At 67.2% G+C, this 24,280-nt stretch carries 19 protein-coding genes; 9 read left to right on the top strand and 10 right to left on the bottom strand.

The window, feature by feature from the left end:
- Positions 1–37: 37 nt before the first annotated feature.
- Entirely contained in the window at positions 38–1,255 is a 1,218-nt protein-coding gene (locus OEJ36_RS10405; RefSeq protein ID WP_263401462.1) for an MFS transporter, read from the top strand.
- Between the two features lie 21 nt (positions 1,256–1,276).
- Here OEJ36_RS10405 and OEJ36_RS10400 read toward each other — a convergent pair whose 3' ends face one another.
- Positions 1,277–1,738 (bottom strand): methyltransferase family protein, encoded by a 462-nt coding sequence (locus OEJ36_RS10400; protein ID WP_184490017.1) that lies wholly within the window; start codon positions 1,736–1,738, stop codon positions 1,277–1,279.
- Between the two features lie 150 nt (positions 1,739–1,888).
- Here OEJ36_RS10400 and OEJ36_RS10395 point away from each other — a divergent pair, with 150 nt between their 5' ends.
- Positions 1,889–2,092 (top strand): hypothetical protein, encoded by a 204-nt coding sequence (locus OEJ36_RS10395; protein WP_263401461.1) that lies wholly within the window; start codon positions 1,889–1,891, stop codon positions 2,090–2,092.
- Between the two features lie 34 nt (positions 2,093–2,126).
- Positions 2,127–2,519 carry a GFA family protein gene (locus OEJ36_RS10390; protein WP_263401460.1) on the top strand — a complete coding sequence of 131 codons (393 nt, stop codon included), beginning with the start codon at positions 2,127–2,129 and terminating at the stop codon, positions 2,517–2,519.
- Positions 2,520–2,553: 34 nt separating this feature from the next.
- On the opposite strand, the gene OEJ36_RS10385 is transcribed toward OEJ36_RS10390, so the two are convergent.
- From OEJ36_RS10385 to OEJ36_RS10370, 4 genes are all read right to left on the bottom strand, one after another.
- Positions 2,554–4,998, bottom strand: a complete 2,445-nt coding sequence (locus OEJ36_RS10385; protein WP_263401459.1) for a TonB-dependent siderophore receptor — start codon at positions 4,996–4,998, stop codon at positions 2,554–2,556.
- A gap of 83 nt (positions 4,999–5,081) precedes the next feature.
- On the bottom strand, positions 5,082–6,059 hold the full coding sequence (locus OEJ36_RS10380; protein ID WP_263401458.1) for a FecR family protein: 978 nt from the start codon (positions 6,057–6,059) through the stop codon (positions 5,082–5,084).
- 6 nt (positions 6,060–6,065) lie between these two features.
- Positions 6,066–6,584: a sigma-70 family RNA polymerase sigma factor gene (locus OEJ36_RS10375; RefSeq protein ID WP_263401457.1), complete on the bottom strand. Its 519-nt coding sequence runs from the start codon at positions 6,582–6,584 to the stop codon at positions 6,066–6,068.
- Between the two features lie 128 nt (positions 6,585–6,712).
- Positions 6,713–6,943, bottom strand: coding sequence for a hypothetical protein (locus OEJ36_RS10370; protein ID WP_263401456.1), 231 nt, complete (start codon positions 6,941–6,943; stop codon positions 6,713–6,715).
- A 300-nt stretch (positions 6,944–7,243) separates the two neighbouring features.
- Here OEJ36_RS10370 and OEJ36_RS10365 point away from each other — a divergent pair, with 300 nt between their 5' ends.
- Positions 7,244–8,566: an OprD family porin gene (locus OEJ36_RS10365; RefSeq protein ID WP_263401455.1), complete on the top strand. Its 1,323-nt coding sequence runs from the start codon at positions 7,244–7,246 to the stop codon at positions 8,564–8,566.
- A 357-nt stretch (positions 8,567–8,923) separates the two neighbouring features.
- Here OEJ36_RS10365 and OEJ36_RS10360 read toward each other — a convergent pair whose 3' ends face one another.
- Both OEJ36_RS10360 and OEJ36_RS10355 read right to left on the bottom strand, forming a co-directional pair.
- On the bottom strand, positions 8,924–10,312 hold the full coding sequence (locus tag OEJ36_RS10360) for a heavy metal sensor histidine kinase (protein ID WP_263401454.1): 1,389 nt from the start codon (positions 10,310–10,312) through the stop codon (positions 8,924–8,926).
- Complete coding sequence (locus OEJ36_RS10355; protein ID WP_021220206.1) at positions 10,309–10,983, bottom strand: heavy metal response regulator transcription factor; 675 nt, start codon at positions 10,981–10,983, stop codon at positions 10,309–10,311. The genes OEJ36_RS10360 and OEJ36_RS10355 overlap by 4 nt, the downstream gene beginning before the upstream one ends.
- Positions 10,984–11,433: 450 nt before the next feature.
- Between OEJ36_RS10355 and OEJ36_RS10350 the strand changes: the two genes are divergently transcribed.
- The 5 genes from OEJ36_RS10350 to sfnG all read left to right on the top strand — a co-directional run bounded on the left by OEJ36_RS10350 (position 11,434) and on the right by sfnG (position 19,579).
- On the top strand, positions 11,434–12,699 hold the full coding sequence (locus tag OEJ36_RS10350) for a TolC family protein (RefSeq protein WP_411860987.1): 1,266 nt from the start codon (positions 11,434–11,436) through the stop codon (positions 12,697–12,699).
- 91 nt (positions 12,700–12,790) lie between these two features.
- The gene (locus tag OEJ36_RS10345) at positions 12,791–14,281 is read left to right on the top strand and encodes an efflux RND transporter periplasmic adaptor subunit (protein ID WP_317891573.1); all 1,491 of its coding nucleotides are present in this window, start codon (positions 12,791–12,793) and stop codon (positions 14,279–14,281) included.
- Positions 14,282–14,302: 21 nt separating this feature from the next.
- The gene (locus OEJ36_RS10340; RefSeq protein ID WP_263401453.1) at positions 14,303–17,461 is read left to right on the top strand and encodes a CusA/CzcA family heavy metal efflux RND transporter; all 3,159 of its coding nucleotides are present in this window, start codon (positions 14,303–14,305) and stop codon (positions 17,459–17,461) included.
- 441 nt (positions 17,462–17,902) lie between these two features.
- Positions 17,903–18,457: an FMN reductase gene (gene msuE, locus OEJ36_RS10335; protein ID WP_263401452.1), complete on the top strand. Its 555-nt coding sequence runs from the start codon at positions 17,903–17,905 to the stop codon at positions 18,455–18,457.
- A 27-nt stretch (positions 18,458–18,484) separates the two neighbouring features.
- Positions 18,485–19,579: a dimethylsulfone monooxygenase SfnG gene (gene sfnG / locus OEJ36_RS10330; RefSeq protein ID WP_263401451.1), complete on the top strand. Its 1,095-nt coding sequence runs from the start codon at positions 18,485–18,487 to the stop codon at positions 19,577–19,579.
- Between the two features lie 410 nt (positions 19,580–19,989).
- On the opposite strand, the gene OEJ36_RS10325 is transcribed toward sfnG, so the two are convergent.
- The 3 genes from OEJ36_RS10325 to OEJ36_RS10315 form a co-directional block, all read right to left on the bottom strand.
- Positions 19,990–21,504 carry a GGDEF domain-containing protein gene (locus OEJ36_RS10325; RefSeq protein ID WP_263401450.1) on the bottom strand — a complete coding sequence of 505 codons (1,515 nt, stop codon included), beginning with the start codon at positions 21,502–21,504 and terminating at the stop codon, positions 19,990–19,992.
- Between the two features lie 142 nt (positions 21,505–21,646).
- A complete protein-coding gene (locus OEJ36_RS10320) occupies positions 21,647–23,008 on the bottom strand; it encodes an NAD(P)/FAD-dependent oxidoreductase (protein ID WP_263401449.1) in 1,362 nt (453 codons plus the stop codon).
- Between the two features lie 208 nt (positions 23,009–23,216).
- Positions 23,217–24,212: an AraC family transcriptional regulator gene (locus tag OEJ36_RS10315; protein WP_263401448.1), complete on the bottom strand. Its 996-nt coding sequence runs from the start codon at positions 24,210–24,212 to the stop codon at positions 23,217–23,219.
- Positions 24,213–24,280 lie beyond the last annotated feature (68 nt).

Raw genomic sequence — 24,280 nt, 5'->3', positions numbered from 1 at the left:
GCTGTGGAGCGGCGCTGCCTTTGCCTGGAAGCGTGCCATGTCCGTCAGTTCCACCGCCTCCCCCCTGGCGGCCCCTTCGGTCGCGAGCCAAGCCAGCCCGCTGGTCATGCGTGTGATCGGCGCCTGCGCGCTGGCGCACCTGATCAACGACCTGATCCAGGCGGTGCTGCCGTCGATCTACCCGATGCTCAAGGCCAGCTACGGGCTGAGCTTCACCCAGGTGGGGCTGATCACCCTGACCTTCCAGCTCACCGCCTCGCTGCTGCAACCCTGGGTGGGCTACTACACCGACCGCCACCCCAAGCCCTGGCTGCTGCCGGTCGGCTCGCTGTGCACCCTGGTGGGCATCCTGCTGCTGGCCGTGGTCGGCTCCTTCCCGGCCATCCTCATGGCCTCGGCGCTGGTGGGCATCGGCTCATCCACCTTCCACCCGGAGGCCTCGCGCATCGCACGGCTGGCCTCGGGCGGGCGCTTCGGCCTGGCGCAGTCCACCTTCCAGGTGGGCGGTAACGCCGGCAGTGCCTTCGGCCCCTTGCTGGCCGCCGCCATCATCATCCCCTACGGCCAGGGCCACGTGGCCTGGTTCGGGCTGTTCGCGGCCTTCTCCATCCTCGTGCTTTACGGGCTGAGCCGCTGGTACCGCAACCACCTCAACCTGTTCCGCCTCAAGCAGGGCGGCGTTGCCACCCACGGGCTGTCCAAGCGCCGGGTGACCTTCGCCCTGGTGATCCTGGCGCTGCTGGTGTTCTCCAAGTACTTCTACATGGCCAGCCTCACCAGCTACTTCACCTTCTACCTGATCGAGAAGTTCGATCTCTCGGTGGCCAGCTCGCAGCTGTACCTCTTCCTGTTCCTCGGCGCGGTGGCGGCCGGCACCTTCTTCGGTGGCCCCATCGGCGACCGCATCGGGCGCAAGAAGGTGATCTGGTTTTCCATCCTCGGCGTGGCGCCCTTCACCCTGGCGCTGCCCCACGTCGACCTGTTCTGGACCGGCGTGCTGAGCATGATCATCGGCTTCATCCTGGCCTCGGCGTTCTCGGCCATCGTGGTCTTCGCCCAGGAACTGGTGCCGGGCAACGTGGGCATGATCGCCGGCGTGTTCTTCGGCCTGATGTTCGGCTTCGGCGGCATCGGTGGCGCGCTGCTCGGCCACCTGGCCGACATCCACGGCATCGAGCACGTGTTCTTCCTCTGCTCCTTCCTGCCGCTGCTGGGCATCCTCACCGTGCTGCTGCCCTCCACCAAGGGGGTGTAGGGCAGGGCGTGCGGCGCGGGTTCAGAGCCAGCGCCGCACCCGTTTGCAGTAGCCCGCGTACTCGGCGCCGAACAACTCGGCCAGGGCGCGTTCCTCCGGGGCGATCTGCAAGCGGTCGAGGTACAGCACGAAGCCGGCCACGCCGAGCAGGCTCAGTGGCGCGGCCAGCAGCGCCGCCCAGGCCAGCAGCACCAGGGCGAACCCCAGGTACATGGGGTTGCGTGTGTAGCGGTAGATGCCGCTCTGCACCAGGGCCGTGGCCTGTTCCGGCGCCAGCGGGTTGACCGTGGTCTGCGCGAGCCGGAAGCTCGCCACCCCCGCCAGGCAGATGCCCAGCCCCACCAGCAACAACACCAGCGCCATCACCAGGCGCCAGGCCTGTGCCACCCCGATGGGCGGAACCGGTTGCGCCAGCAGTGCCATCAGCAGGGCGAACGCACCTGCGACCATCAAGGGGGGAACGCGTTTCTCCAGCCAATCCATCGTCGTTTCTCCTGGGGGGTTTCTGCGCAGCATGAAGGCTGTAGCTACTCCAGGGTCAAGCCTGCGGTCGGCCCACACCCGCTCTAACTTGCGCTCCGGGGCTCAGCGTCTACGCTCGACCGTTCTGCTTTTCAGTGATCAGGACGAGTGATGGAACATTCAGGCGCGACGGTTTTCACCAAGGGAGAGTTCAGCGTGGTGCAGTGGTTGGCGGTGCGGCAGGACGGTTCGACGGAAATCCGTGGCTATCGCCTCAAGGGGCCGGGCGCCCCGCAAACCTTGCTGCCCACGGCGGTGATCGCCAGCGCGATGATCCAGGAGCTGACCCGGCGCCGGCCCGGCCTGCGCATCTGAAACCACCCAGGGCCCTGCAGCGGAGGGACGGCACATGGAGCGATTCAGCGGCGGCTGCCTGTGCGGCCGCGTAAGGCTGGTGGCGAGCGGTCGGCCCTACCGGGTCGGCCTCTGCCACTGCCTGGATTGCCGCAAGCACCACGGCGCGCTGTTCCACGCCTCGGCGATATTCCCCGAGGCCGCCGTGGCCATCGAGGGCGAAACCCATGACTACGCCGGGCGCTGTTTCTGCCCGCGCTGCGGCTCGTCGGTGTACTCGCGCACGGGTGATGAAATCGAGGTGAACCTCGGTTGCCTCGACGCCCCCGACCAGTTGCTGCCCACCTACGAGAGCTGGGTCAGCCGCCGCGAAGCCTGGCTGCCGCCATTCCCGCTGGCCCACCACTACCCCCACGACCGCGAAGGCACGGGCCGCTCAGAGGACTGACCGGCGCCGGGCCGGGCGCGCCTGCAGCGGCCGGCTACCAGCGGTAGCTGACCGCGCTGACCACCTGGCGTTCGTCGCCGTAGCGGCAGATGGCGAACTCGCAGTAGGTGTACTTCTTGTTGGCCAGGTTGTTGGCATTGACCGTCACTTCCCAGTTGTCGCCGATGCTGTAGCTGGCCATGGCATCGAACAGGGTGTAGGGCGGCAGTCCCGAGTCGATGCCGGAGGCCTGGGTGCTGCCCTTGTAGCGCGCACCGCCGCCGATGCGCAGCTGCGGCAGGCCGAAATCGGCGAAGCGGTAGTCGGCCCAGAGTGCGGCCTGGTGGTAGGGGGTGTCTTCGCTGCGCTGGCCGACTTCCGTGGCGATCGTGCTGTCGGTGATCCGCGCGTCGACGTAGGCGTAGGAGGTGATCAGGCTGGTGTTGCGGGTGAGGTCGGCACGGGCTTCGAGCTCGAGCCCGCGCGAGCGCACCTCGCCGGTCTGGGTGTAGGTGCTGGTCAGCGGGTTCTGCTTGAGCACGTTGCGCTGGGTCAGCTCGTACACCGCCGCGCTGAGCAGCAGGTTGCTGTCCTGGGGCTGGTAGCGCAGGCCGATCTCGTACTGCTTGCCTTCGGTGGGCGCAAAGCTTTGGCCCGGCGCATCCGCCACGGCGACCGGGAAGAAGGATTCGCTGTAGCTGATGTAGGGCGCCAGGCCGTTGTCGGCCTTGTAGACGAGGCCGGCACGCCAGGTGGTGGCTTCGTTGTCGGCGCTGTACGAGGTGCCGTCGCGGTGGGCTTCCAGGTCCTGGCCGGCCCAGTCGTGACGGCCGCCGAGCACGGCGACCCAGCGTTCGTCGAAGGTGATCTGGTCCTGCAGGTACACGCCTTTCTGCAGGGTGTCGACCTGCGAGCCACGGTCCAGTGCCTGGCGGTCGTCCACCACCACCGGCTGGCCGTAGTTGTAGCGGGTCAGGTCCAGCGACGGTGCGTTGCCACGGAAGTTGTGCGAGTCGTAGGAGGTGTCGTAGCCGTCGAAGCCGACCAGCAGCACGTGGCGCCAGTCACCGAACTGCCAGGTGGATTCGACGTTGGTGTCGCTGGCGATGCCGCGCGAGCGCTCGGTGCGGTCGCTGTACTGGCGGCGCAGCACGCCGGTGCTTTGCACCTGGGGCAGGGTGGCGGCATTGGTGCTGATCTGCAGGTAGTCCCATTCGACCTCCGACTCGTAGTAGCGCAGCTTGTGGGCGATGCGCGTGTGCTCGTCGAAGCGGTGCTCGAACTCATAGCCGATGGTCGACATCTCGCCGTCCATCTTGTCGTAGTCGGGCTCACCGATGAAGTCGTGCCGGCCGATCTGGTAAGGGCTGTTGCCGACGCCTTGCACCAGTTGGTAGGCGAGCGGGGCGGAGAACCCGGTGCGGGTCTTCTGGTAGAACGACAGCAGGGTCAGCGAGGTGTCTTCGTCGGGCTGCCAGGTAAGCGCAGGAGCGATGTAGAGCTTGTCGTTGTCGATGTGGTCCTGCGGGGTGGAGCTGTCGCGGTCCAGCACCGTGAGGCGATAGCTCAGGGTCTCGCTGTCGCCCAGGGGGCCGCTGAGGTCGGCCGATACCTGGCGACGGTCGTCCTGGCCCAGCTGCAGGTTCACTTCGTGGTAGGGCGTGCGGGTGGGGCGCTTGCTCACGGCGTTGATCAGGCCGCCCGGCGAGAGCTGGCCATAGAGCACCGAGGCGGCGCCGCGTATCACCTCCGCGCGCTCCAGGCCGTAAGGCTCCTGTACGCCATCGTAGGAGTTGTTCTGCAGGCGCAGCCCGTCCCGCAGGGAGCCGCCGGTGGCGGATTCCACATCGAAACCACGGATGCGGAAGCGGTCCGAAGTGCGGTTGAAACTGGTGGGCTGGCTGGTGAAACCGGGCGTCAGATTGAGCGCCTGGGACAGGGTTTCCGCCTGGCGATCACGGATTTCATCGCTGGTGGCCACCGACAGCGACTGCGGTGTTTCGATGATGGGCGTGTCGGTCTTGGTGGCGCTCAGGTTGCGCTTGGCCACGTAGCCGACCACATGGGCGGTGGCGCTCTCGTCGCTGGCTCCGTTGATGGTGGTGGCGCCCAGTTCCAGGCTGCCGCCGTTGCCCAGGGGCACCAGCACATAGCCGTTGCTGCCCTGGCTGGCGGCGAACCCGCTGCCCTGCAGCAAGGTGGCGAACCCCTCCGCAATGCTGTACGAGCCGTGCAGGCCCGCGCTGTTGCGGCCGGCCACGCTTTGCGTTTCGAAGAGGATGGCCACGCCCGCCTGCTGGGCGAAGCGGTTCAGCGCATCGGCCAGCGGGCCTGCGTCGACGTCGAAGCGGCGCTGGGCCTGTTCGGCGTTCTGCGCCAGTGCCGGGCCGGCGACGGTGACGCCGAGCAGGGCGGCGAAGGTCAGCTGGATGGCCAGGGCGAGCGGGGTGACGGTATGGGCGAGCGGCGCGCTGGCAGCGCGCGAGAGGGTGGTGCGCATGGTCGGTAGGGCCCCTGATTGTTGGTTTCTACCGTCCTTGACGGGCGAGACGGAAAACCCGGAACACCCTCCGCGCATTTTTTTCAGTGTTCGGTTTTACGTGTGACCAGTACCAGCCAGGGCGTGAATTCACGGACCTTCACCGGCAGCGCCTCGGCGATGAGGTTCAGCGCGCGGGTGCTGTCATCCAACGGCAGCACGGCAGAGACGCGCAGGTCCGCGAGGGCCTCGCGGTCGAACTGCACATGGCCGGGGAACTGCCGCGCCAACTGGTCGAGCACGTCCGGCAGCGGCTGGTCCTTCACCACCAACTGGTGGTGGCGCCAGGCATCTTCGACGCTGCGGGTGTCCACCGGTGCCAGCCGCTGCACGGCCGCACGGGTGATGCGCGCCCGCTCGCCGGCGCCGACTTCCACCGCTGCCGGGTTGTCGCCGGCAGTGGCCGCTACGCGGGATTCGAGCATCGTCAGCAGGGTGACGCCGTTCTCCCGGGTGACCACGAAGCGCGTGCCCAGGGCGCGCATCCGGCCCTGTTCGGTCTCGACGATAAAGGGCCGCGACGGGTCGTGGGCCACCTCCACCAGCACTTCGCCGCGCAGCAACTCGATGCGCCGTTGCGTGCCATCGAAGTGCAGGTCCACCGCGCTGTTGCCGTTGAGGGTGAGTTGCGACTGGTCCGGCAGGCGCTGGCTGAGCCACTGCGCCGGGCGGGTGCGCAGGTCGGCCAGCAGGTAGTCCGGCAATTCGCTGCGCCACAGCGCCCAGCCGGGCAGCAGCAAGGCGAAGAGCAGGAGCAGGGCGGCAGCGCTGCGTTTGTTGCGGTAGGGCTTCTTGCGGCTGGTGAAGGCGGCGTCCAGCGCGGCATGCACCGAGGCCTTCTGCGGGCGCAAGGCGGACATCTGGCCGATGAAACCCTGCAGCCGGTCCGCCGCGGTGGCGTGGCGCGGGTCGAGGCGCTTCCAGCGGTCGAATTCTTCGCGTAGCCGTGCATCGGCCCCCGGCTCGTTGAGCTGGATCAGCCAGTTGGCGGCTTGTTCGTTGATCGATTCGGGGCTGGGCATGGTGGCTCAGAGGTCCAGCGCATTGCTGCAATGCAGCAGCGCCTGCATCAAGTGCTTGCGCACCATGCGCTCGGAAATGGCCATCTGCGTGGCGATCTCGGGCTGGGTGTGGCCGTCGAGAAAATACAGCAGGAAGGCCTGGCGCTGCTTGGCGCTGAGCTCTTCGAGCACGAAGGCGATCTGTTCCAGCGCTTCGAGGGTGGTGAGGATCTGCTCCGGCGACTGGAAGCCCGCCAGTGTCTCGGCGGTCAGCGCCAGTTCGCGCAGGTAGGCGTCTTCGATCTGCTTGCGCCGCGCCCGGTCGATCACCAGGCGCCGTGCGGTGGTGGTGAGGAAGGCGCGGGGCTCGCGGACGCTGCCGATGATTTCGCGGGACGAGAGGATGCGCGCGAAGGTGTCCTGGGCCAGGTCGGCGGCATTGTGCGAACAGCCGAGCTTCTTGCGCAGCCAGGCGAACAGCCAACCGTGATGGTCGCTGTAGAGCGTATGGATGGCTTGCTGGAAGGGAGGTTCGGCCGCTGGCATGGGGCAGTGTCGCAGGGAGAAGACCCAGGCTCATGAGTGAGAATTATTCTCATGATAGCGATCTGCCCCTGCGCACTGCAATAACCGCGAACGATCGCCGCCCGGTGGTCACCAGGGCGGCTGAGGCATCACTCGCCGTCGTGCTTGCGGTCTGCCACGGTGGCTGGCGGCTCGCTGCGCTTGGCCGGTTGCTGGCCGGCGTCCGCCACTTCGGCGTTCTTCTTGCCCCACAGGCGCTGCTGGTCTTCGCGCACCTTCTGGTTGAACTGGTAGGAACGGTCGAAGCCGTCGCCCTTGGCGAAGGCGGGCGCGCTGCCGAGAGCGAGCAGGGCGATGAGGGCGTAATGGATCTTTTTCATGGGCAGGCCTCTTGAAGTTCGCATGTCGGATGGGAGTTGCGATGCGAAGTGGGCCTGATGCTACGGAGGTGAAACTAACAGGGGCATGAGCCGGACATTACATTGCTGCAATCTTGCCGGTGCGCGGTGAAGGCCCCGGCGTTCAAGGCCTGGGCGGGGTGTTGCCTTTCAGAATTGTAATCTTCCAATCATCCTGGCGTTAGCTCCCGGCAGTGACGATAAGGCGCGGTCGCATTCATTCGAACAATCCATAACGGCCCGCCCAGATCAATAAGAACTGCCATTCGCCAGGAGCAATAGATGAACAGAAAAGCCAAGCTGTCGCTTGCCGTCGTTTCCGCCATTCTCGGGGTCAGCCCGCTCGTTCATGCCGAAGAGCAGAAGGAAGGCTTTATCGAAGGCAGCAGCCTGAGCGTCCTCAACCGCAACTTCTACTTCAACCGCGATAACCGCAATGGCGAGGAGGGTGCCGGCGGTGCGGGTTACTCCGAAACCTGGGCACACGCGGTGATCGGCAAATTCGAATCCGGCTTCACCCAGGGCACCGTCGGCTTCGGCGTGGATGCCTTCGCCATGCTCGGCCTGAAGCTGGACACCGGCGGCGGCCGCAACGGCGCGCGCAGCTCCTTCGACGTGCTGCCCGTGGACAGCGCGGGCGATGCGCGGGACGAATACACCAAGGTCGGCGGGGCGGCCAAGGTCCGCGCTTTCGACACCGTGATCAAGGTGGGTGACGTCTTCCCGGTCACTCCGGTGGTGCAGTACGGCGACTCGCGGCTGCTGCCCGAATCCTTCCGCGGCATCACCCTGGCCAACAACAGCATCGATGGGCTGACCCTGCAGGGCGGTCGCCTGCACGCCATGAGCCAGCCGGTGTCGAGCAACATGCGCGACAACTTCGCCACCTTCTATGCCGGCGGCGTCGATTCGCCCTGGGTCGGTTACTTCGGCGGCGACTATGTGCTGAACGACCATGTCAGCCTCAGCGCCTACAGCGCTCGCCTGAAGGATGTCTGGGACCAGTACTACGTCGGCACCTCCCTGAGCTACCCGTTGAACGACCAGGTGTCGCTGATCGGCGGCTTCAACCTCTACAGGGCGGTGGACGAGGGCAGCCAGCAGCTCGGCGAGTTCAACAACACCATCTGGAGCGGCAAGGTCGGCGTGCGTTTCGGCGCCCATACCCTGGCCCTGACCCACCAGCGCAACAACGGCGACGACGACTTCGACTACCTGCGCCAGTCGGATTCCATCTACCTCGACAACTCCATCCAGTATTCGGACTTCAACTCGCCGAAGGAGCGCTCGTGGATGGTGCGCTATGACCTGGACATGGCGGCCTTTGGCGTCCCGGGGCTGTCGTTCATGACCCGCTACGGCAAGGGCACCGACGCCGATTACAGCAACGCCAACGCCACCTACATGCGCCGCGACGCGGATGGCAATCCGCTCACCGACCAGAAGCGCTGGGAGCGTGACATCGAGGCGAAGTACGTGGTGCAGAGCGGTTCGCTGAAGGACATGTTGTTCCGCATCCGCCAGGCCAACACCCGCGCCACCCAGTTCGAATCGGACCTGGACGAGTTCCGCCTCATCGTCGAATACCCGCTCAGCGTGCTCTAGCGCGGCGGGCCTTGGCGAAGATGACGGATTTGTAATTCGCCGACCACGGTCCCGTCATTTTCGCTTTCGCATACTTCCACTCATTCACCTTTGAAGCAGTGATGCTCCTTTGGAAGAGGTGAATCCTTGGGCGCCCTGGTGGGCGCCTTTTTTATGCGCGGAGCATCCGCCCGAGCGGGCGCGGGGTTGATTCGTGCGTAGCCCCGTAGGATGGGTAGAGCGAAGCGAAACCCATGCTGCCGGTGTTGCCAATGGGCACGGTGCGGACGGGGGCCTTGGATTGATGGGTTTCGCTGCGCTCTACGCCATCCTACGGACCCCACCAATCGGAGGTGTGCCGGGGCACGTACCCTCTGATCACCCCCGTGCGGGAAACACCAGGCGGAACAGGGTGAAGCTGCCCGGCAGGCTGCTGGCTTCGACGCTGCCCTGGTGCAGGCTCATGATCGAACGCACGATGGCCAGCCCCAGGCCGGTGCCGCCCTCGGCGCGGGAGCGGCCGCTGTCCACCCGGTAGAAACGCTCGAAGAGGTGCGGCAGGTGCTGGGCGGGAATGCCGATGCCGGGGTTGCCCACGGCGATGGAGACCTTGTCCGTGTGCCGTTCGATGACGATGGAGATCTGGCTGCCGGCCGGGCTGTGGCGGATGGCGTTGGACAGCAGGTTGGACAGGGCGCGTTGGATCATCAGCCGGTCGCCCCGGGTGGTGCCGCTGCCGGCGACGGCGATGTCGATGCGTCGCTCCTCCGCCGAGATGCTGAACAGGTCGGCCACGCGCCGTGCCTCGTCTTCCAGCGTGATGCTCTCGAAGGGCACCAGGGAGGCGGGGTGGCTGACGTGGGCGAGAAACAGCATGTCGGTGACGATGCGGGTGACCCGCCCCAGCTCCTCGGTGCAGCACTCCAGCACCTCCTTGTAGGCCTCCGGCGGCCGCTCGCGGGAAAGGGTCACCTGGGCCTTGCCCATCAGGTTGGTGATGGGCGAGCGCAGCTCGTGGGCAAGGTCGTCGGAGAACTGCGAAAGCTGCTGCACGCCGCCGTCCAGGCGGTGGAGCATGAAGTTGATGCCCTGGGCGAGGTCCGCCAGTTCCTGGGGCAGGCGCTCCACGGGGATGCGGTGGGTCAGGTCCTGGGTGGACACCAGCGAGGCCACCTTGCGGAACTGGCGCAACGGCCGCAGCCCGCGCTGGACGATCCACCAGGCGCCCATGCCGATCACCAGCAGCAGCAGGGGCAGGGCATAGAGCGTCGAGCGCAGGTAGGCGTTGAGCAGCGTCTGGTCGACGGTGCGGTCCATGGTCAGCTGGATGATCACCGGCGTGCCGTCATCCAGGCGCACCTTGGTGGCGGCGGTGAGGGTGGCGTGGCCGAAGTCGTCGCGGGCCTCGTGGTAGCGGATCACCTCCGTCACCGCCGGCAACGGGCCGCTGGCCAGGGCGCGGTCGCTCACGTCCAGCAATAGGCGGCCGTTGGCGCCGGCCTGGTAGATGGCCAGTTGCAGGTTGTCGTGGCCGAGCACCAGGTCGAGCAGGCCGTGGGGCTTGCCGAGCAGGCCGGTGGGGGTGAGGCGGTCTTCCTCCAGGCGGTGTTCGATCTGCTCGATCTTGTCCCGCAGGCCGTCGCGGGCCAGGGACGAGAGTTCGTGGAGCAGCGCGAAATAGGCCGCCACCGCCAGCAGCACCACCAGCGCGGCGCCCATGAGTGCCACCGAAACCCCCAGGCGCAGCGACAGGCTGGCGGGCTTCATGGGCGGTCCTCCAGCACGTAGCCGACGCCACGCAGGGTGTGGATCAGCTTGTTGTCGAAGGGGTCGTCGATCTTCGCCCGCAGGCGGCGGATGGAGACCTCCACAACATTGGTGTCGCAGTCGAAGTTCATGTCCCACACCAGCGAGATGATCTGGGTGCGCGACAGCACCTCGCCCGAGCGGCGCATCAGCAGGTGCAGCAGGGCGAACTCCTTGGTGGTCAGGTCGATGCGCTGCTCGCCGCGGAAGGCCCGATGGCGGCCCGGGTCCAGCTCCAGGTCGGAGACCTTGAGCACGTCGGGGATGGGCACCTGCTCGGTGCGGCGCAGCAGCGAGCGCACCCGCGCCAGCAGCTCGGGGAATTCGAAGGGCTTGACCAGGTAGTCGTCGGCGCCCAGGTCCAGGCCCCGCACCTTGTCCGCCAGGCGGCCCCGGGCGGTGAGCATCATCACCCGTGTGTTGCTGGTGCGGCGGATGCTTTCCAGCACACCCCAGCCGTCGATCTCGGGCAGGTTCACATCCAGTATCACCAGGTCATAGGCGTGCTGGCGGACCAGGTGAAGGCCATCGATACCGGTGGCGGCACGGTCGGTTACATAACCACTTTCACTGAGGCCCTGGTGCAAGTAATCGGCAGTTTTAGGCTCGTCCTCGATAATCAGGATTCGCATATTCAAGTTACCTGGAAGTTCGAGGTTCAATTGATTCAAGCGCGCGGCTTGTATGAATTCATCGCGAGCGGATAGAGGCCGCTTCGTTGTTGTTAAGCGGAGGCTAAAGGCTGTAGTTGCTGCAGGGTCAAGCCCCGCCTGATGCGGCTGGCACGGGTGCGGCAAGCTGTCGCACTTGTCGGCTGGGTGGCGCTGGATCGTCAGTCGCGGTGGCCGAAAAGTTGCGCGGTTATTTGTTACGAGTCATGACGAAGTTCAACGGTCAATCACTCGGCCGGTGCATGTTAATACAGGCACTTTGTTAAATGCCGGTTGATTACATATTTGTAATTTTGCAGTCACCTTGACGATAAGGCCTGCCCACTAGATTGCCCCTCCATTGCGTATCCGGCGTTCATCCACCCCTCGGGTGGCCGGTGCCTGTTCTGGGTCTTTGGAGTGGAGCGACCTGTGTCTGTCATCGATCAATTACCGGCCGGTTTCCGGCGGTGCGCCCTGGCGTGCACCCTCGGCCTGGGCCTTTCCCTGGGGCAGGCGCTCGCCGCCCCCACCGCCTTGACCCTGGCCGATGCGCTGGAGCAGGCGCAGCGCAACAACCCCGATCTCGCCGCGGCGGGCTGGGCCCTGGGCATCGCCGAGGGCGAGCGCCAGCAGGCGGCGCTGCTGCCCAACCCGGAGCTTTCCTGGGAGCAGGAAGACACCCGCAGCGCCACCCGTACCACCACCGTGCAGATCACCCAGCCCATCGAGCTGGGCGGCAAGCGTGGCGCGAGGACCACGCTCGCCGAGCGGGGCATCCATGCCGCCGGGCTCGAGCTGGAGCGCAGCCGCAATGCGCTGCGGGCGGAGGTCATTCAGGCCTTCCAGGGCCTGCTGCAGGCGCAGGTGCGGGTCGGGTTGGCCGAGCAATCCCAGGCGCTGGCGGGGCGCGGCGTGGTCATCGCCGAGGGCCGGGTCAAGGCCGGCAAGGTGTCGCCCATCGAACTCACCCGGGCCCAGGTGCAGCGCGCCGAGATCGCCCTGGAGCTGCGCCGTGCCCTGCAGGAGCAGGCCCGTGCCACCACCCAGTTGCAGCGGGTGCTGGGCGCTGACGTCGCCGCGCCGGTGGCCCTGGCCGGCGACGCCGCCGCGCTGCCGGGCATCCCGCCTGGCGCCCGCCTGCTGGGCGCGCTGGCCGAGAGTGCCGAGCTGCGCCTGGCGCAGATGGGCATCGACCAGCAGGACGCCGCCTTCGAGCTGGAGAAGGCCCAGCGCATCCCCGACCTCAGCGTCAGCCTCGGCAGCCAGTACAGCGCCGAGGACCGCGAGCGGGTGAATGTGGTGGGGCTGTCCATGCCCATCCCCTTGTTCAACCGCAACCAGGGCAACGTCCTGGCGGCGGCCCGCCGTGCCGACCAGGCGCGGGACCAGCGTCGCGCCATCGAATGGCGCCTGCGTGGCGAGGTGCGCGAAGCCCTGGAGCAATGGCAGGCGGCGAGCGCCGAGGTGGAAGCCTTCAGCGCCACGATCCTGCCCGCCGCCAGCAGCGCGGTGGACAGCACCAGCCGTGGCTTCGAGATGGGCAAGTTGGCCTTCCTCGATGTGCTGGACGCCCAGCGCACGCTGATCCAGGCGCGCAGCGGCTATGTGCAGGCACTGGCCTCGGCCACCGAAGCCTGGGTGCGCCTGGAGCGCATCTATGGCGACGTCACCGCCCTTGGCGGCCCCGGCGCCTGAGGGCCCGGCCCATCCATCACCCGCGCCCCTCGGCGCGGGCCCTGTCTTTTGAATTTCGGGAGTACCTATGAGCAGGAAATTGGCCCTGGCGATCGCCTTCGCAACGGGGATCGGCGTGGTTGCCGGCGCGGTTGCATTCATGCCCGGTGGTGCGGCCGGGGAGGGCGCCAAGGCGCATGCCGGCCACGACGAGGCTGGGCACGACGATGAGGACGGCCACGGCGAAGCGAAACCCGTCGCGCGCGGCCCCAACGGCGGCGAGCTGTTCCGCGCCGACGACCTCGATGTCGAGCTGGTGGCGCCGGAAAGCGCCGACGGCCGTGTGCCCATGTCCGTCTACCTGTCCCGTGCCGGTCGCCGCATCGTCGCCGACGGGCAAAGCCGGGTGTCGATGAGCGTGCGGCGTGCCTCGGGGGAGACCCAGGTACTGGCGTTCTCTCCCCGTGACGGCGCCTTCGTCAGCCCGACGGGCATCGCCGAGCCGCATTTCTTCAGCGCCACCCTGGAGGTGGAGCGCGAGGGCCGCACCGCGCGCTTCGAGTACGCCAAGGAGGAGGGCTTGCTGGCCCTGAGCGCCGAGCAGATGACCGCTGCCGGCATCCGCCTGGCCACCGCCCAGGCCCGCAGCCTGGATACGCGGGTGAAGCTGCCGGGGGAGATCCGCTTCGACGAGGACCGCACCGCCCACCTGGTGCCGCGCACGGCGGGGGTGGTGGAGAGCGTGGCGGTGAACCTCGGGCAGCAGGTGGAGAAGGGCCAACTGCTGGCGGTGATCGCCAGCCCGCAGCTGTCCGAGCAGCGCAGCGAACTGGCCGCCGCCGAGCGCCGCGCCGAGCTGGCTCGTACCACCCACCAGCGCGAGCAGCAGCTGTGGAAGGAGGGCATCTCCGCCGAGCAGGACTTCCTCCAGGCGCGGCAGGCCCTGCAGGAAGCCGAGATCGCCGTCGCCAACGCCCGGCAGAAGCTGGCCGCGGTGGGCGGCGCCGGGCAACAGGCCCAGGGCAACCGCTACGAGCTGCGTGCGCCCTTCGCCGGCACGGTGGTGGAAAAGCACCTGGTGCCCGGCGAGGTGGTGAGCGAGGCGAGCAACGCGTTCACCCTGTCCGACCTCAGCCAGGTGTGGGCCACCTTCAGCCTCTCGCCCAAGGACCTGGGCGAGGCCCGGGTGGGCCGCGCGGTGAAGGTCATCTCGCCGGAGCTGGGCAGCGAGGTGCTCGGGCAGGTGGCCTATATCGGCGACCTGCTGGGCGAGCAGACCCGCACCGCCACGGCGCGGGCGGTGCTGAAGAACCCGGAAGGCGCCTGGCGCCCGGGGCTGTTCGTCAGCATCGAGCTGGCGACCGCTTCCAGCCAGGCCGGCGTCACCGTGCCGGAGCAGGCGGTACAGAGCATCGAGGAGCGCCCCAGCGTGTTCGTGCAGGTGGCGGAAGGCTTCGTCGCGCAGCCCGTCAGCCTCGGCACCCGCAGCGACGGCTTCGTCGAGGTGACCGAAGGCCTGGCCGCCGGCACCGCCGTGGCCGCCGAGGGCAGCTTCATCCTCAAGTCGGAGCTGGGCAAGGGCTCGGCCGACCACGCCCACTGACCGCCACCACGAGACCACGACATGTTCGAACGCATCATCCAGTTCGCCATCGAGCAGCGCATCATCGTGTTGCTGCTGGTGTTGGCCATGGCCGGGCTTGGCGTCGCCAGCTACCAGAAGCTGCCCATCGACGCCGTACCCGATATCACCAACGTGCAGGTGCAGATCAACACCGCCGCCGCCGGCTTCTCGCCGCTGGAAACCGAACAGCGCATCACCTTTCCCATCGAGACGGCCATGGCCGGCCTGCCGCACCTGAAGCAGACCCGCTCGCTGTCGCGCTCGGGCTTCTCCCAGGTCACGGTGATCTTCGAGGACGGCACCGACCTGTACTTCGCCCGGCAGCTGATCAACGAGCGCCTGCAGGTGGCCCGGGAGCAGTTGCCCGAAGGCGCCGAGGCGGTGATGGGGCCGATTTCCACCGGCCTCGGCGAGATCTTCCTGTGGACGGTGGAAGCCGAGGACGGCGCGCTGAAGGAGGACGGCACGGCCTACACGCCCACCGACCTGCGGGTGATCCAGGACTGGATCATCAAGCCGCAGCTGCGCAACGTGCCCGGCGTGGCGGAGATCAACACCATCGGCGGCTATGCCAAGGAATTCCAGGTCGCCCCCGATCCCAAGCGCCTGGCCGCCTACGGCCTGACCCTGGTGGACCTGCTCACGGCCCTGGAGCGCAACAACGCCAACGTCGGCGCCGGTTTCATCGAGCGCAACGGCGAGCAGCTGCTGGTGCGCGCGCCGGGGCAGGTGAAGGACCTGGCCGACATCGCCAACATCGTCATCGCCAATGTGGCGGGCACGCCGATCCGCGTCAGCCAGGTGGCCGAGGTGCAGATCGGCCGCGAGCTGCGCACCGGGGCGGCCACCGAGAACGGCCGCGAGGTGGTGCTGGGTACGGTGTTCATGCTCATCGGCGAGAACAGCCGTGCCGTTTCCCAGGCGGTGGCGGCGCGCCTCGACGAAATCAACCGCTCGCTGCCCGAGGGCGTGGTCGCGGTACCGGTCTACGACCGCACCCAGCTGGTGGACAAGGCCATCGCCACGGTGAAGAAGAACCTCATCGAGGGCGCCATCCTGGTGGTGGCGGTGCTCTTCCTGTTCCTCGGCAACATCCGCGCGGCACTGATCACCGCGATGGTGATCCCGCTGTCGATGCTGTTCACCTTCACCGGCATGTTCGGCAACAAGGTCAGCGCCAACCTCATGAGCCTCGGGGCGCTGGATTTCGGCATCATCGTCGACGGCGCGGTGGTGATCGTGGAGAACGCCATCCGCCGCCTGGCCCATGCGCAGCAGCACCACGGCCGCATGTTGACCCGCTCCGAGCGCCTGCACGAGGTGTTCGCCGCCTCGAAGGAAGCGCGCCGCGCGCTGATCTTCGGCCAGCTGATCATCATGGTCGTGTACCTGCCGATCTTCGCTCTCACCGGGGTGGAGGGGAAAATGTTCCACCCCATGGCCTTCACCGTGGTCACGGCGCTGCTGGGGGCGATGATCCTCTCGGTGACCTTCGTGCCGGCGGCCATCGCGCTGTTCGTCACCGGCAAGGTCAAGGAGGAGGAGAACGCCGTGATGCGCCTGGCGCGCCGTGGCTATGAGCCGGTGCTGGGCTGGGTAATGGGTCACCGCATGCCGGTGTTCGGCGGCGCCTTGCTGCTGGTGCTGATGTCCGGCGTGCTGGCCAGCCGCATGGGCAGCGAGTTCGTGCCCAGCCTCAGCGAGGGGGACTTCGCCCTGCAGGCGCTGCGGGTACCCGGCACCAGCCTCACCCAGTCGGTGGACATGCAGGCGCGCCTGGAAAAGGCGCTGATCGCCCAGGTGCCGGAAATCGAGCGGGTGTTCGCCCGCACCGGCACCGCGGAGATCGCCTCCGACCCGATGCCGCCGAACATTTCCGACGCCTACGTGATGCTCAAGCCCAAGGACCAATGGCCCGACCCGGGCAAGCCCCGCGAGGCGATCATCGCCGACCTGCAGCGCGTCGCCGCCTCGGTGCCGGGCAGCAACCATGAGCTGTCGCAGCCCATCCAGCTGCGCTTCAACGAACTGATCTCCGGCGTGCGCAGCGACGTGGCGGTGAAGGTCTTCGGCGACGACATGGCCGTACTCAACCGCACCGCCGGCGAGATAGCCCAGGCCCTGGAGGGCGTTGCCGGCGCCTCGGAGGTCAAGATCGAGCAGACCTCGGGCCTGCCGGTGCTGACCATTAACATCGACCGCGACAAGGCCGCGCGCTACGGCCTCAATGCCGGCGACGTGCAGGACACCATCGCCGTGGCGGTGGGTGGGCAGAAGGCGGGCACTCTGTTCGAGGGCGACCGCCGCTTCGACATGGTGGTGCGCCTGGCCGACCCGCTGCGCACTGATATCGACGGCCTCTCGCGCCTGCTCATCCCGGTGCCGCCGCTGCCGGGCAGCGGCTCGGAGCGCATCGCCTTCATCAGCTTGGCGGAGGTGGCCAGCCTCGACCTGGTACTCGGCCCCAACCAGGTCAGCCGCGAGAACGGCAAGCGCCTGGTGGTGGTCAGCGCCAACGTGCGCGGGCGTGATATCGGCTCCTTCGTGGAGGAGGCGGCCAGCCGCCTGGAGCGCGAAGTGAAGGTGCCCGCCGGCTACTGGACCACCTGGGGCGGGCAGTTCGAGCAACTGCAATCGGCGGCCAAGCGCTTGCAGGTGGTGGTGCCGGTGGCGCTGCTGCTGGTCTTCGTGCTGCTGTTCATGATGTTCAACAACATCCGCGACGGGCTGCTGGTGTTCACCGGCATTCCCTTCGCCCTCACCGGCGGTGTTCTGGCGTTGTGGCTGCGGGACATCCCGCTGTCGATCTCGGCGGGGGTGGGTTTCATCGCCCTGTCCGGTGTGGCGGTGCTCAACGGCCTGGTGATGATCGCCTTCATCCGCAACCTGCGCGAGGAGGGTCGTCCCCTGCACGAGGCCGTTATCGAAGGCGCCCTGACGCGCCTGCGTCCGGTACTGATGACGGCGCTGGTGGCCTCCCTCGGCTTCGTGCCCATGGCCCTGGCCACCGGCACCGGCGCCGAAGTGCAGCGCCCCCTGGCGACGGTGGTGATCGGTGGGATTCTCTCCTCCACCGTGCTCACCCTGCTGGTGCTGCCGGCGCTGTACCGCTGGATATACCGCCGCGATGAAGACCCCGAGCCCACTGCCACGCCATGACCGTTCGGTAGGGTGGACGACGCTCCACCCGTCCACCATTCGCAGCCCGGTGCGGCACCGCAGTCATGCCCTGGCAGGTGCTGTGTAGGGGCGACTTCACTCGCCAAGCGACGCGCAGCGCCGCCGCTTTTTGTAGGAGCGAATTCATTCGCGATTGAGAGGGCACCGCGCGCCGGGTTTCACCCGACCTACATGTCGCTCAACCATAGTGATCACCTGCGGCACCGCTGGTGGAAGTAAAGAGCGACCTCCACCCGGGATGCGTCGGTATTGGCGGGAACGGCTGTTGCTGGGGCAACAGCTGTTCAGCATCCTGCTAGGCACCCAACAGCGCAGCTGTTGGCGGTTTTTCCTATCTGCTTGATCCCGCTGTGTTTTCTGCATTGGCACGACTACTGCTCTGACCTCCCTACATGCACGTCGCCGTGACGAGAGGTTGGAATGAGTCGAACGATAAGAGTGGTGGTGGTCTCGGGCAGCCTGCGCAACCCGTCGCGCACCCATGGTTTGCTGCAGGCGCTGGTGGAGCGTTTGCAGGCGCGCCTGGCCATCGAGGTGCACTGGATCCGCGTCGCCGATATCGCCGGGGGACTGGCCGGCTCGCTGGAGCGCGACACGGCCTCACCGGCGCTGCTGCCGCACCTGCAGGCCATCGAGAACGCCGAGCTGATCATCGCCGGCAGCCCCGTCTATCGCGCCTCCTACACCGGCTTGTTCAAGCACCTGTTCGACCTGGTGGACTACCAGGCCCTCAAGGGCGTGCCGGTACTGTTGGCCGCCACCGGCGGGGGCGAGCGCCATGCCCTGGTGATCGACCACCAGCTGCGCCCGCTGTTCGCCTTCTTCCAGGCGCACACCTTGCCCTATGGCCTCTACGCCACCACCGAGGCCTTCACCGATCACCAACTCACCGACCCCGCCCAGCTCGAGCGCATCGAGCGGGCGCTGGAGCCGGTGCTCGCCTTCTTCCACCACGCGGCCGATCGCGCCGCCTGAATTCCCAAGCCCCGAGGAGTCAATGCCATGAGCCAGCAACCGATCCGCTTCGCCTACTGGGTGCCCAATGTCAGTGGCGGCCTGGTGGTCAGCAACATCGAGCAGCGCACCAGTTGGGACGCCGACTACAACCGCAAGCTGGCGCAGATCGCCGAGCGCGCGGGCTTCGACTACGCCCTGTCGCAGATCCGCTTCACCGCCGGCTACGGCGCCGAGAACCAGCACGAATCGGTGGCCATCAGCCACGCGCTGCTGGCCGTTACCGAGCGGCTCAAGGTCATCGCCGCCATCCTGCCCGGCCCATGGAACCCGGTGCTGGCGGCCAAGCAGCTGGCCACCATCGACCACCTCAGCAACGGCCGCATCGCCATCAACGTGGTGTCCGGCTGGTTCCGGGGCGAGTTCCACGCCATCGGCGAACCCTGGCTGGACCATGACGAGCGCTACCGCCGCTCGGAGGAATTCATCCGCGCCCTCAAGGGCATCTGGACCCAGGACGACTTCACCTTCAACGGCGACTTCTACCGCTTGCGCAACTACAGCCTCAAGCCCAAGCCGCTGCAGCAGCCGCACCCGGAAATCTTCCAGGGCGGCAGCTCGCGGGCCGCCCGCGACATGGCCTCGCGCGTGTCGGACTGGTACTTCACCAACGGCAACAGCGTGGAAGGCATCAAGGCGCAGGTCGACGACATCCGCGCCAAGGCTGCGGCCAACGGCCATTCGGTGAAGGTCGGGGTCAACGCCTTCATCATCGCCCGCGACACCGAAGCAGAAGCCCGCGCGGTGCTGCAGGAAATCATCGACAAGGCCAACCCGGACGCGGTCAACGCCTTCGGCGCCGAAGTGAAGAACGCCGGCGCCGCCAGCCCCGAGGGCGAAGGCAACTGGGCCAAGTCCAGCTTCGAGGACCTGGTGCAATACAACGACGGCTTCAAGACCAACCTCATCGGCACGCCCCGGCAGATCGCCGAACGCATCGTCGCCCTCAAGGCCGTGGGCGTGGACCTGATCCTCTCCGGCTTCCTGCACTTCCACGAAGAGGTGGAGTACTTCGGCCAGCATGTGCTGCCGCTGGTGCGCGAGCTGGAGGAAGAGAAGCGCGCGGAGAGGGCGGTGGCCTGATCGAAGCTCCACTAATCAACGCTCCACCGCATGGGTTTCGCTCCGCTCTACGCCATCCTACGGCAAGCTGTGCGCACGCCGATGTGAGAGGTCGAACGAAGAGAGTTGGAGCAGCCGCCAAACGCCCCTTCCCAGGAGGCCGAGCGAATCGTCGTGTAGGGGGTTGAGCGACATGGATGTCGCGAGAGCGATGTCGGGCCAGGGATGGCCCGTCAGCGCGTGCCCCTGGAACGATGATGGAGCGAGGGAAGTCTGGCTTCAGCCAGACCCGTATGGAGGGGCAAGTTTTTTGGTTCCTTTTCAACGATTGGAAAAGGGACTCGCCCGGGTGGGCGAAACCAAAAGTATCACCAGAACTCAGCAATCAGCTGGGCACGAAAGTCACCGGCAGCACCATAGGCCGCCCTTGCTTAACCAACCACCAGTCGATTCCTCCCCTCGCTCTTGGCCTTGTAAAGCCCCACATCCGCGCGCTCCAGCCAGGCCTCCAGGGACGCGTCGTCGTCGATCTGCACCAGGCCGATGCTCACAGTGGATTGCAGCATGCCCAGCGGGGTATCCAGGCGCTCATCGGCCCAGTGCTGGCGCAAGCGTTCAAGCAGGACACTGGCCTGGCTCTGGTTGGTGTCGGGCAGCAGCAGGACGAACTCCTCGCCGCCAAAGCGGGCGAAATGATCGGTGCGGCGGATGCCACCCCGGCACAGCCCGGCGAAGCGCTGCAGCACCAGGTCGCCGACGGCGTGGCCGTAGGTGTCGTTGACCTGCTTGAAGTGGTCCAGGTCGAAAAGCGCCAGGCACAGCGGTCGGTGTTGACGAGCGCAGCGCAGCCGTTCCTGCTCGGCCCGCTCGGCGAAGGCCCGGCGGTTCAGCGCGCCGGTCAGCGGGTCGCGGAAGGCCAGTTGGCGCAGCTCTTCCTCCAGTGCCTTGCGTTGGCTGACATCGCGGACCTCCGCCACCAGGCTGCCGTCGTCGAGGGCGGCCACGCTGAGTTCGGCGGCGAAGCGGCTGCCGTCACCCCGGATCGCCTGGTGGTCGTGGGGGCGGCTGTCGGCGTCGGCCATCTGCGTGGCGAGGTCGTCACAGGTCTCGAACAGGTGCGCCAGGGGCTTGCCCAGCAGCTCGGCCAGCGGCTGGGCGAAGAGCGTTTCCAGCATCGGGTTGGCATCCAGCAGGCGGCCGTCCTTGAGCAGCATGACGCCGCCATTGGTCACCCCCATGAGCCGTTCGAAGCGATGGGCGCTGGCCTTGGCCGCCTTGGCGTTGTGCTGGCTGTCGAGGAGGATGCGGCGCATGGTCAGCAGCGCCAGGCAGATAAGGCACAGGGCCCACAGCGGGATGCCGAAGTTGATCGGCAGCAGGTAGGAGACCGAGCGGGTCTCCAGGGTGAATTCGATGCCCTGCAGGCTGTTGGCCAGGGCGATCAGCCCGCTGGTGACGCTGACCAGCGAATAGCCGGCGAAGGTCAGCGCCACGAAGCGGCGCACGCCCCGCAGCTCGGGCTCGCCGGGGCCGGCCCAGAGCACGCGGCTGGCCAAGGCTGCGATCACAGCGCTGAGGCCGGAGGAGAGGGCGATCAGCAGTTCGCCGTTGTAGGACGCGACCCAGCTGTGCCAGCCCATGGCTACGCCAATCAGGCCGGCGCTGGTGGGCACTATCCACCAGGGCTCCGTCAGGCCCAGGTAGCGGAACACGCCCACCACCAGCGTCGCCTCCCCGGCGGTTTGCAGGGCGCTGCCGAGGATGCGCAGCGAGGGGGTGTCGAGCAGCAGCAGGAACAGCCCCGTCACCAGGATCAGCACCCCGCAGGTCCACACACCGGGCCCCCGGTAGGGCCGCGAGTAGTACCAGAGTGCGGTGCAACCCAGGGCGCTGGCCACCATCAGGTTGATGCTCAATAGCAGGGGCGAGAAATACAGGGCATTCATACTGCGGGCTCCGGGCTGGCCGGCGCGTGGATGGCTGGGGGAGCCCGACGGGCGCGGCTGCTTGAAGCGTAGCCCAGGCGGGAAAGGGAGCGGGTGGCGTAGCGGGGGAAGTGGCCGCAGCGGGTGCCGCTGCGGCGTCGGCTCAATGGTGCTGGAGCCTGCGCTCCTCCCACCAGTCCCAGGCCTTGAGCGCGCCCCGGGCGGCGCGGCCGCTGAGGTACGACAAGGTGTCGCTGGACATGGAGATGGAGTGCCGGTTGACGATCCAGAAGTCCGTCAGCTCGGTCTTCCTGCCATTGAGCAGGTCGGCGATGGTGCGGCCGTTGAGGTGGGTGAGGGCGACGCCGTGGCCGAAGCAGCCCCCCGAGTAGATGATGCGTTCGTCGTCGATGAAGCTGATCTCCGGCACCATGTCGATGTTCACCGAAACGGGGCCGCCCCAGCGGTAGTCGATTCGCACATCCTTGAGCTGCGGGTAGATCCATTTCAGGTGGGCCTCGCAGTGCTGCCAGCTCGCGGGGGAGGGCGTCTCGGCCATGGGCGCCGTGCGGTAGGCCAGCGCGTCGCCGCCACCCATGACGATCCGCCCGTCCACCGTGGGGCGGAAGTAGTGGAGCATCTGGCGGTTGTCGCCGAAGCACTGGCGGTCTTTCCAGCCGATGCTTTCCCACTGTTTTTCGCTGAGCCGCTCGGTCACCACCTGATAGGTCCAGAGCGGGTACTGGCGGGTCTGCAGGCGGCGGGTGTCGGGCACCTGCCGCGAGTAGGCGTTGGTCGCCACCACCAGCTTGTCCGCGGTGATGCGGCCGCCTGGGGTGTCGATGACGATGGCCGTGGCCTGGCGTTCGATGGCCGTTACCGGGGTGGTTTCGTAGACGACGACACCCGCCGACTCGGCCAGGCCCTTGAGGCCGCGCACTTGCTTGCAGGGGTTGAGGTTCCCGGTGTTGGTCTCGTAGATGCCGCCATTGAAGCGCTCGGAGTGGAAGTCCTGCTGCACCCTCGATCGGTCCTGCCAGGTCAGGTCGCCGGCGATGCCCAGGTCCTGCAGCAGCGCGTAGGTCTTCTCCAGGCGGCGCTGCTGTGGGTCGGAATAGCTGATGCTCACCAGGCCGCTATGGCGGTAGTCGGACTGGATGCCGTGCGCCTCGATCAGGTCGCGGGTATGGGCCACGGCCTTCTCCAGGTAGTGGCGGGCGTCGATCAGCTTCTGCCGGCCCCAGCGCAGGAGGACCAGCTCGGGTTCCAGGCCGAACAGCTTGGTGCTGAAACCGGCGTTGCGGCCGCTGGCACCGAAGCCGACCACCGCCGCCTCCAGCACCACCACGCGGGCGTTGGGGTTGTCCTGCTTGAACTGCCAGGCGCTGTTGAGGCCGGTGAAGCCGCCGCCGATGATGGCCACGTCCACCTTCAGGTCCTGGTTCAGGGCGGGGTTGGGCTGGTAGGGCCCGAAATCGTGCTGCCAGAAGGACAGGCTGTCCAGGCGTGGGTCTGCGTGGGTCATGCTCTCAATCTCTTGTTGTAGGTCGTGTGATTGGGAAGGCAGCGGTGGCGCGTGCCCCAGGTGCCAGGCCTCGATGGGGTGGCTGGCGAAGGGGACGGCGTGGCAGGGGCAGGTTAGCGACGGGGCGCGGCGCTGGATTGTCCGCAGGTGCCAGGTTTTGAGCAGTGCGCGCCAGTGATCGGCGGCGCGCACCCGATTGGGAGCGGGCTCAGGTGCGGGGCGGGTTGGCGCTGCGGTACTGCTGGGGTGATTGGCCGGTCCAGCGGCGGAAGGCACGGGTGAAGGAGCCGGATTCGGCGTAGCCCACCAGCAGGGAGATCTCGGTCATCGAATAGTCCGAGTCCTTGATGTAGGCCAGCGCCAGCTCGCGGCGCACGTCCTCTACCAGTGCCGAGTACTCGATGCCATGGTCCTTGAGGCGCCGCTGCAGGGTGCGCCGGCTCAGGCCCAGCTGCTCGCAGATATCCATCAGCGACGGCGCGCCGCTGCTCATGTCGGCGGCGATCATGCGGGTGATCTGCGCCAGCAGCTCGTCGGACACCGAGCGCTCCTGGCGCTCCCGCTCCAGGTAGGGCTCCAGGGCCCGGTACAGCCGCTCGTTGCCCCGGGCCACCGGCAGCTGGAGGATATCGGCCGGCAGGTGGATGCGATTGCTGGGCTGGTTGAAGTACAGGGGGCACTGGAAAAGGCGCTTGTGCACGGTGGTGTCGGCGGGGCGCGGGTGTTCGAAGTCCATGCGTAGCGGGCGCAGGCTGCTGCCGGTCAGCAGGTTGAGCATGCGCAGCACGGAGGCGATGGCGAACTCCGCGTCCTGGCGGCGCTGCAGGATGGTCGGGGCGACGACCCGGTATTCCACCATCACCGTGCGCGCATCGATCGCGAAATCGAACAGCGACTCCTGGGCGAAGATGACGATGAAGCGGTGCAAGGTGCGCAACGCTGCCTCGATGCTCGCGGCGCAGCCCAGGGCATGGCCGAGGGCGCCGAAGTCGTCGACCTCGGTCTGGATGCCGAGCTCCAGGCCGACATTGGGGTTGGGTTGCGCCGCCGCCTCCCACAGCGCCACGTACTGCTCGCCGGGTATCTCGATGTCCGCCCGCTCCAGCACGCGCGGGTCGATGCCGAGCGGGGCGAGGTGAGGGGCGAAGACCTCGCTGAAGCGACGGAAGAAGTTCTCGGACAACACCGTGCGTACGGATTTCATCTGTGCCAAAGCCTTGTTGTTCTTGTCATGTAAGCCTCCGTTTCCGGGGCTGTGCGCGCTGGGTGAAG

The organism is Pseudomonas sp. PDM13, assembly GCF_025685765.1.
In the GTDB taxonomy this organism is placed as follows: domain Bacteria; phylum Pseudomonadota; class Gammaproteobacteria; order Pseudomonadales; family Pseudomonadaceae; genus Metapseudomonas; species Metapseudomonas solani.
Note: the sequence above shows the minus strand (reverse complement) of the source record. Positions and strands in the feature narration are given on the sequence as shown.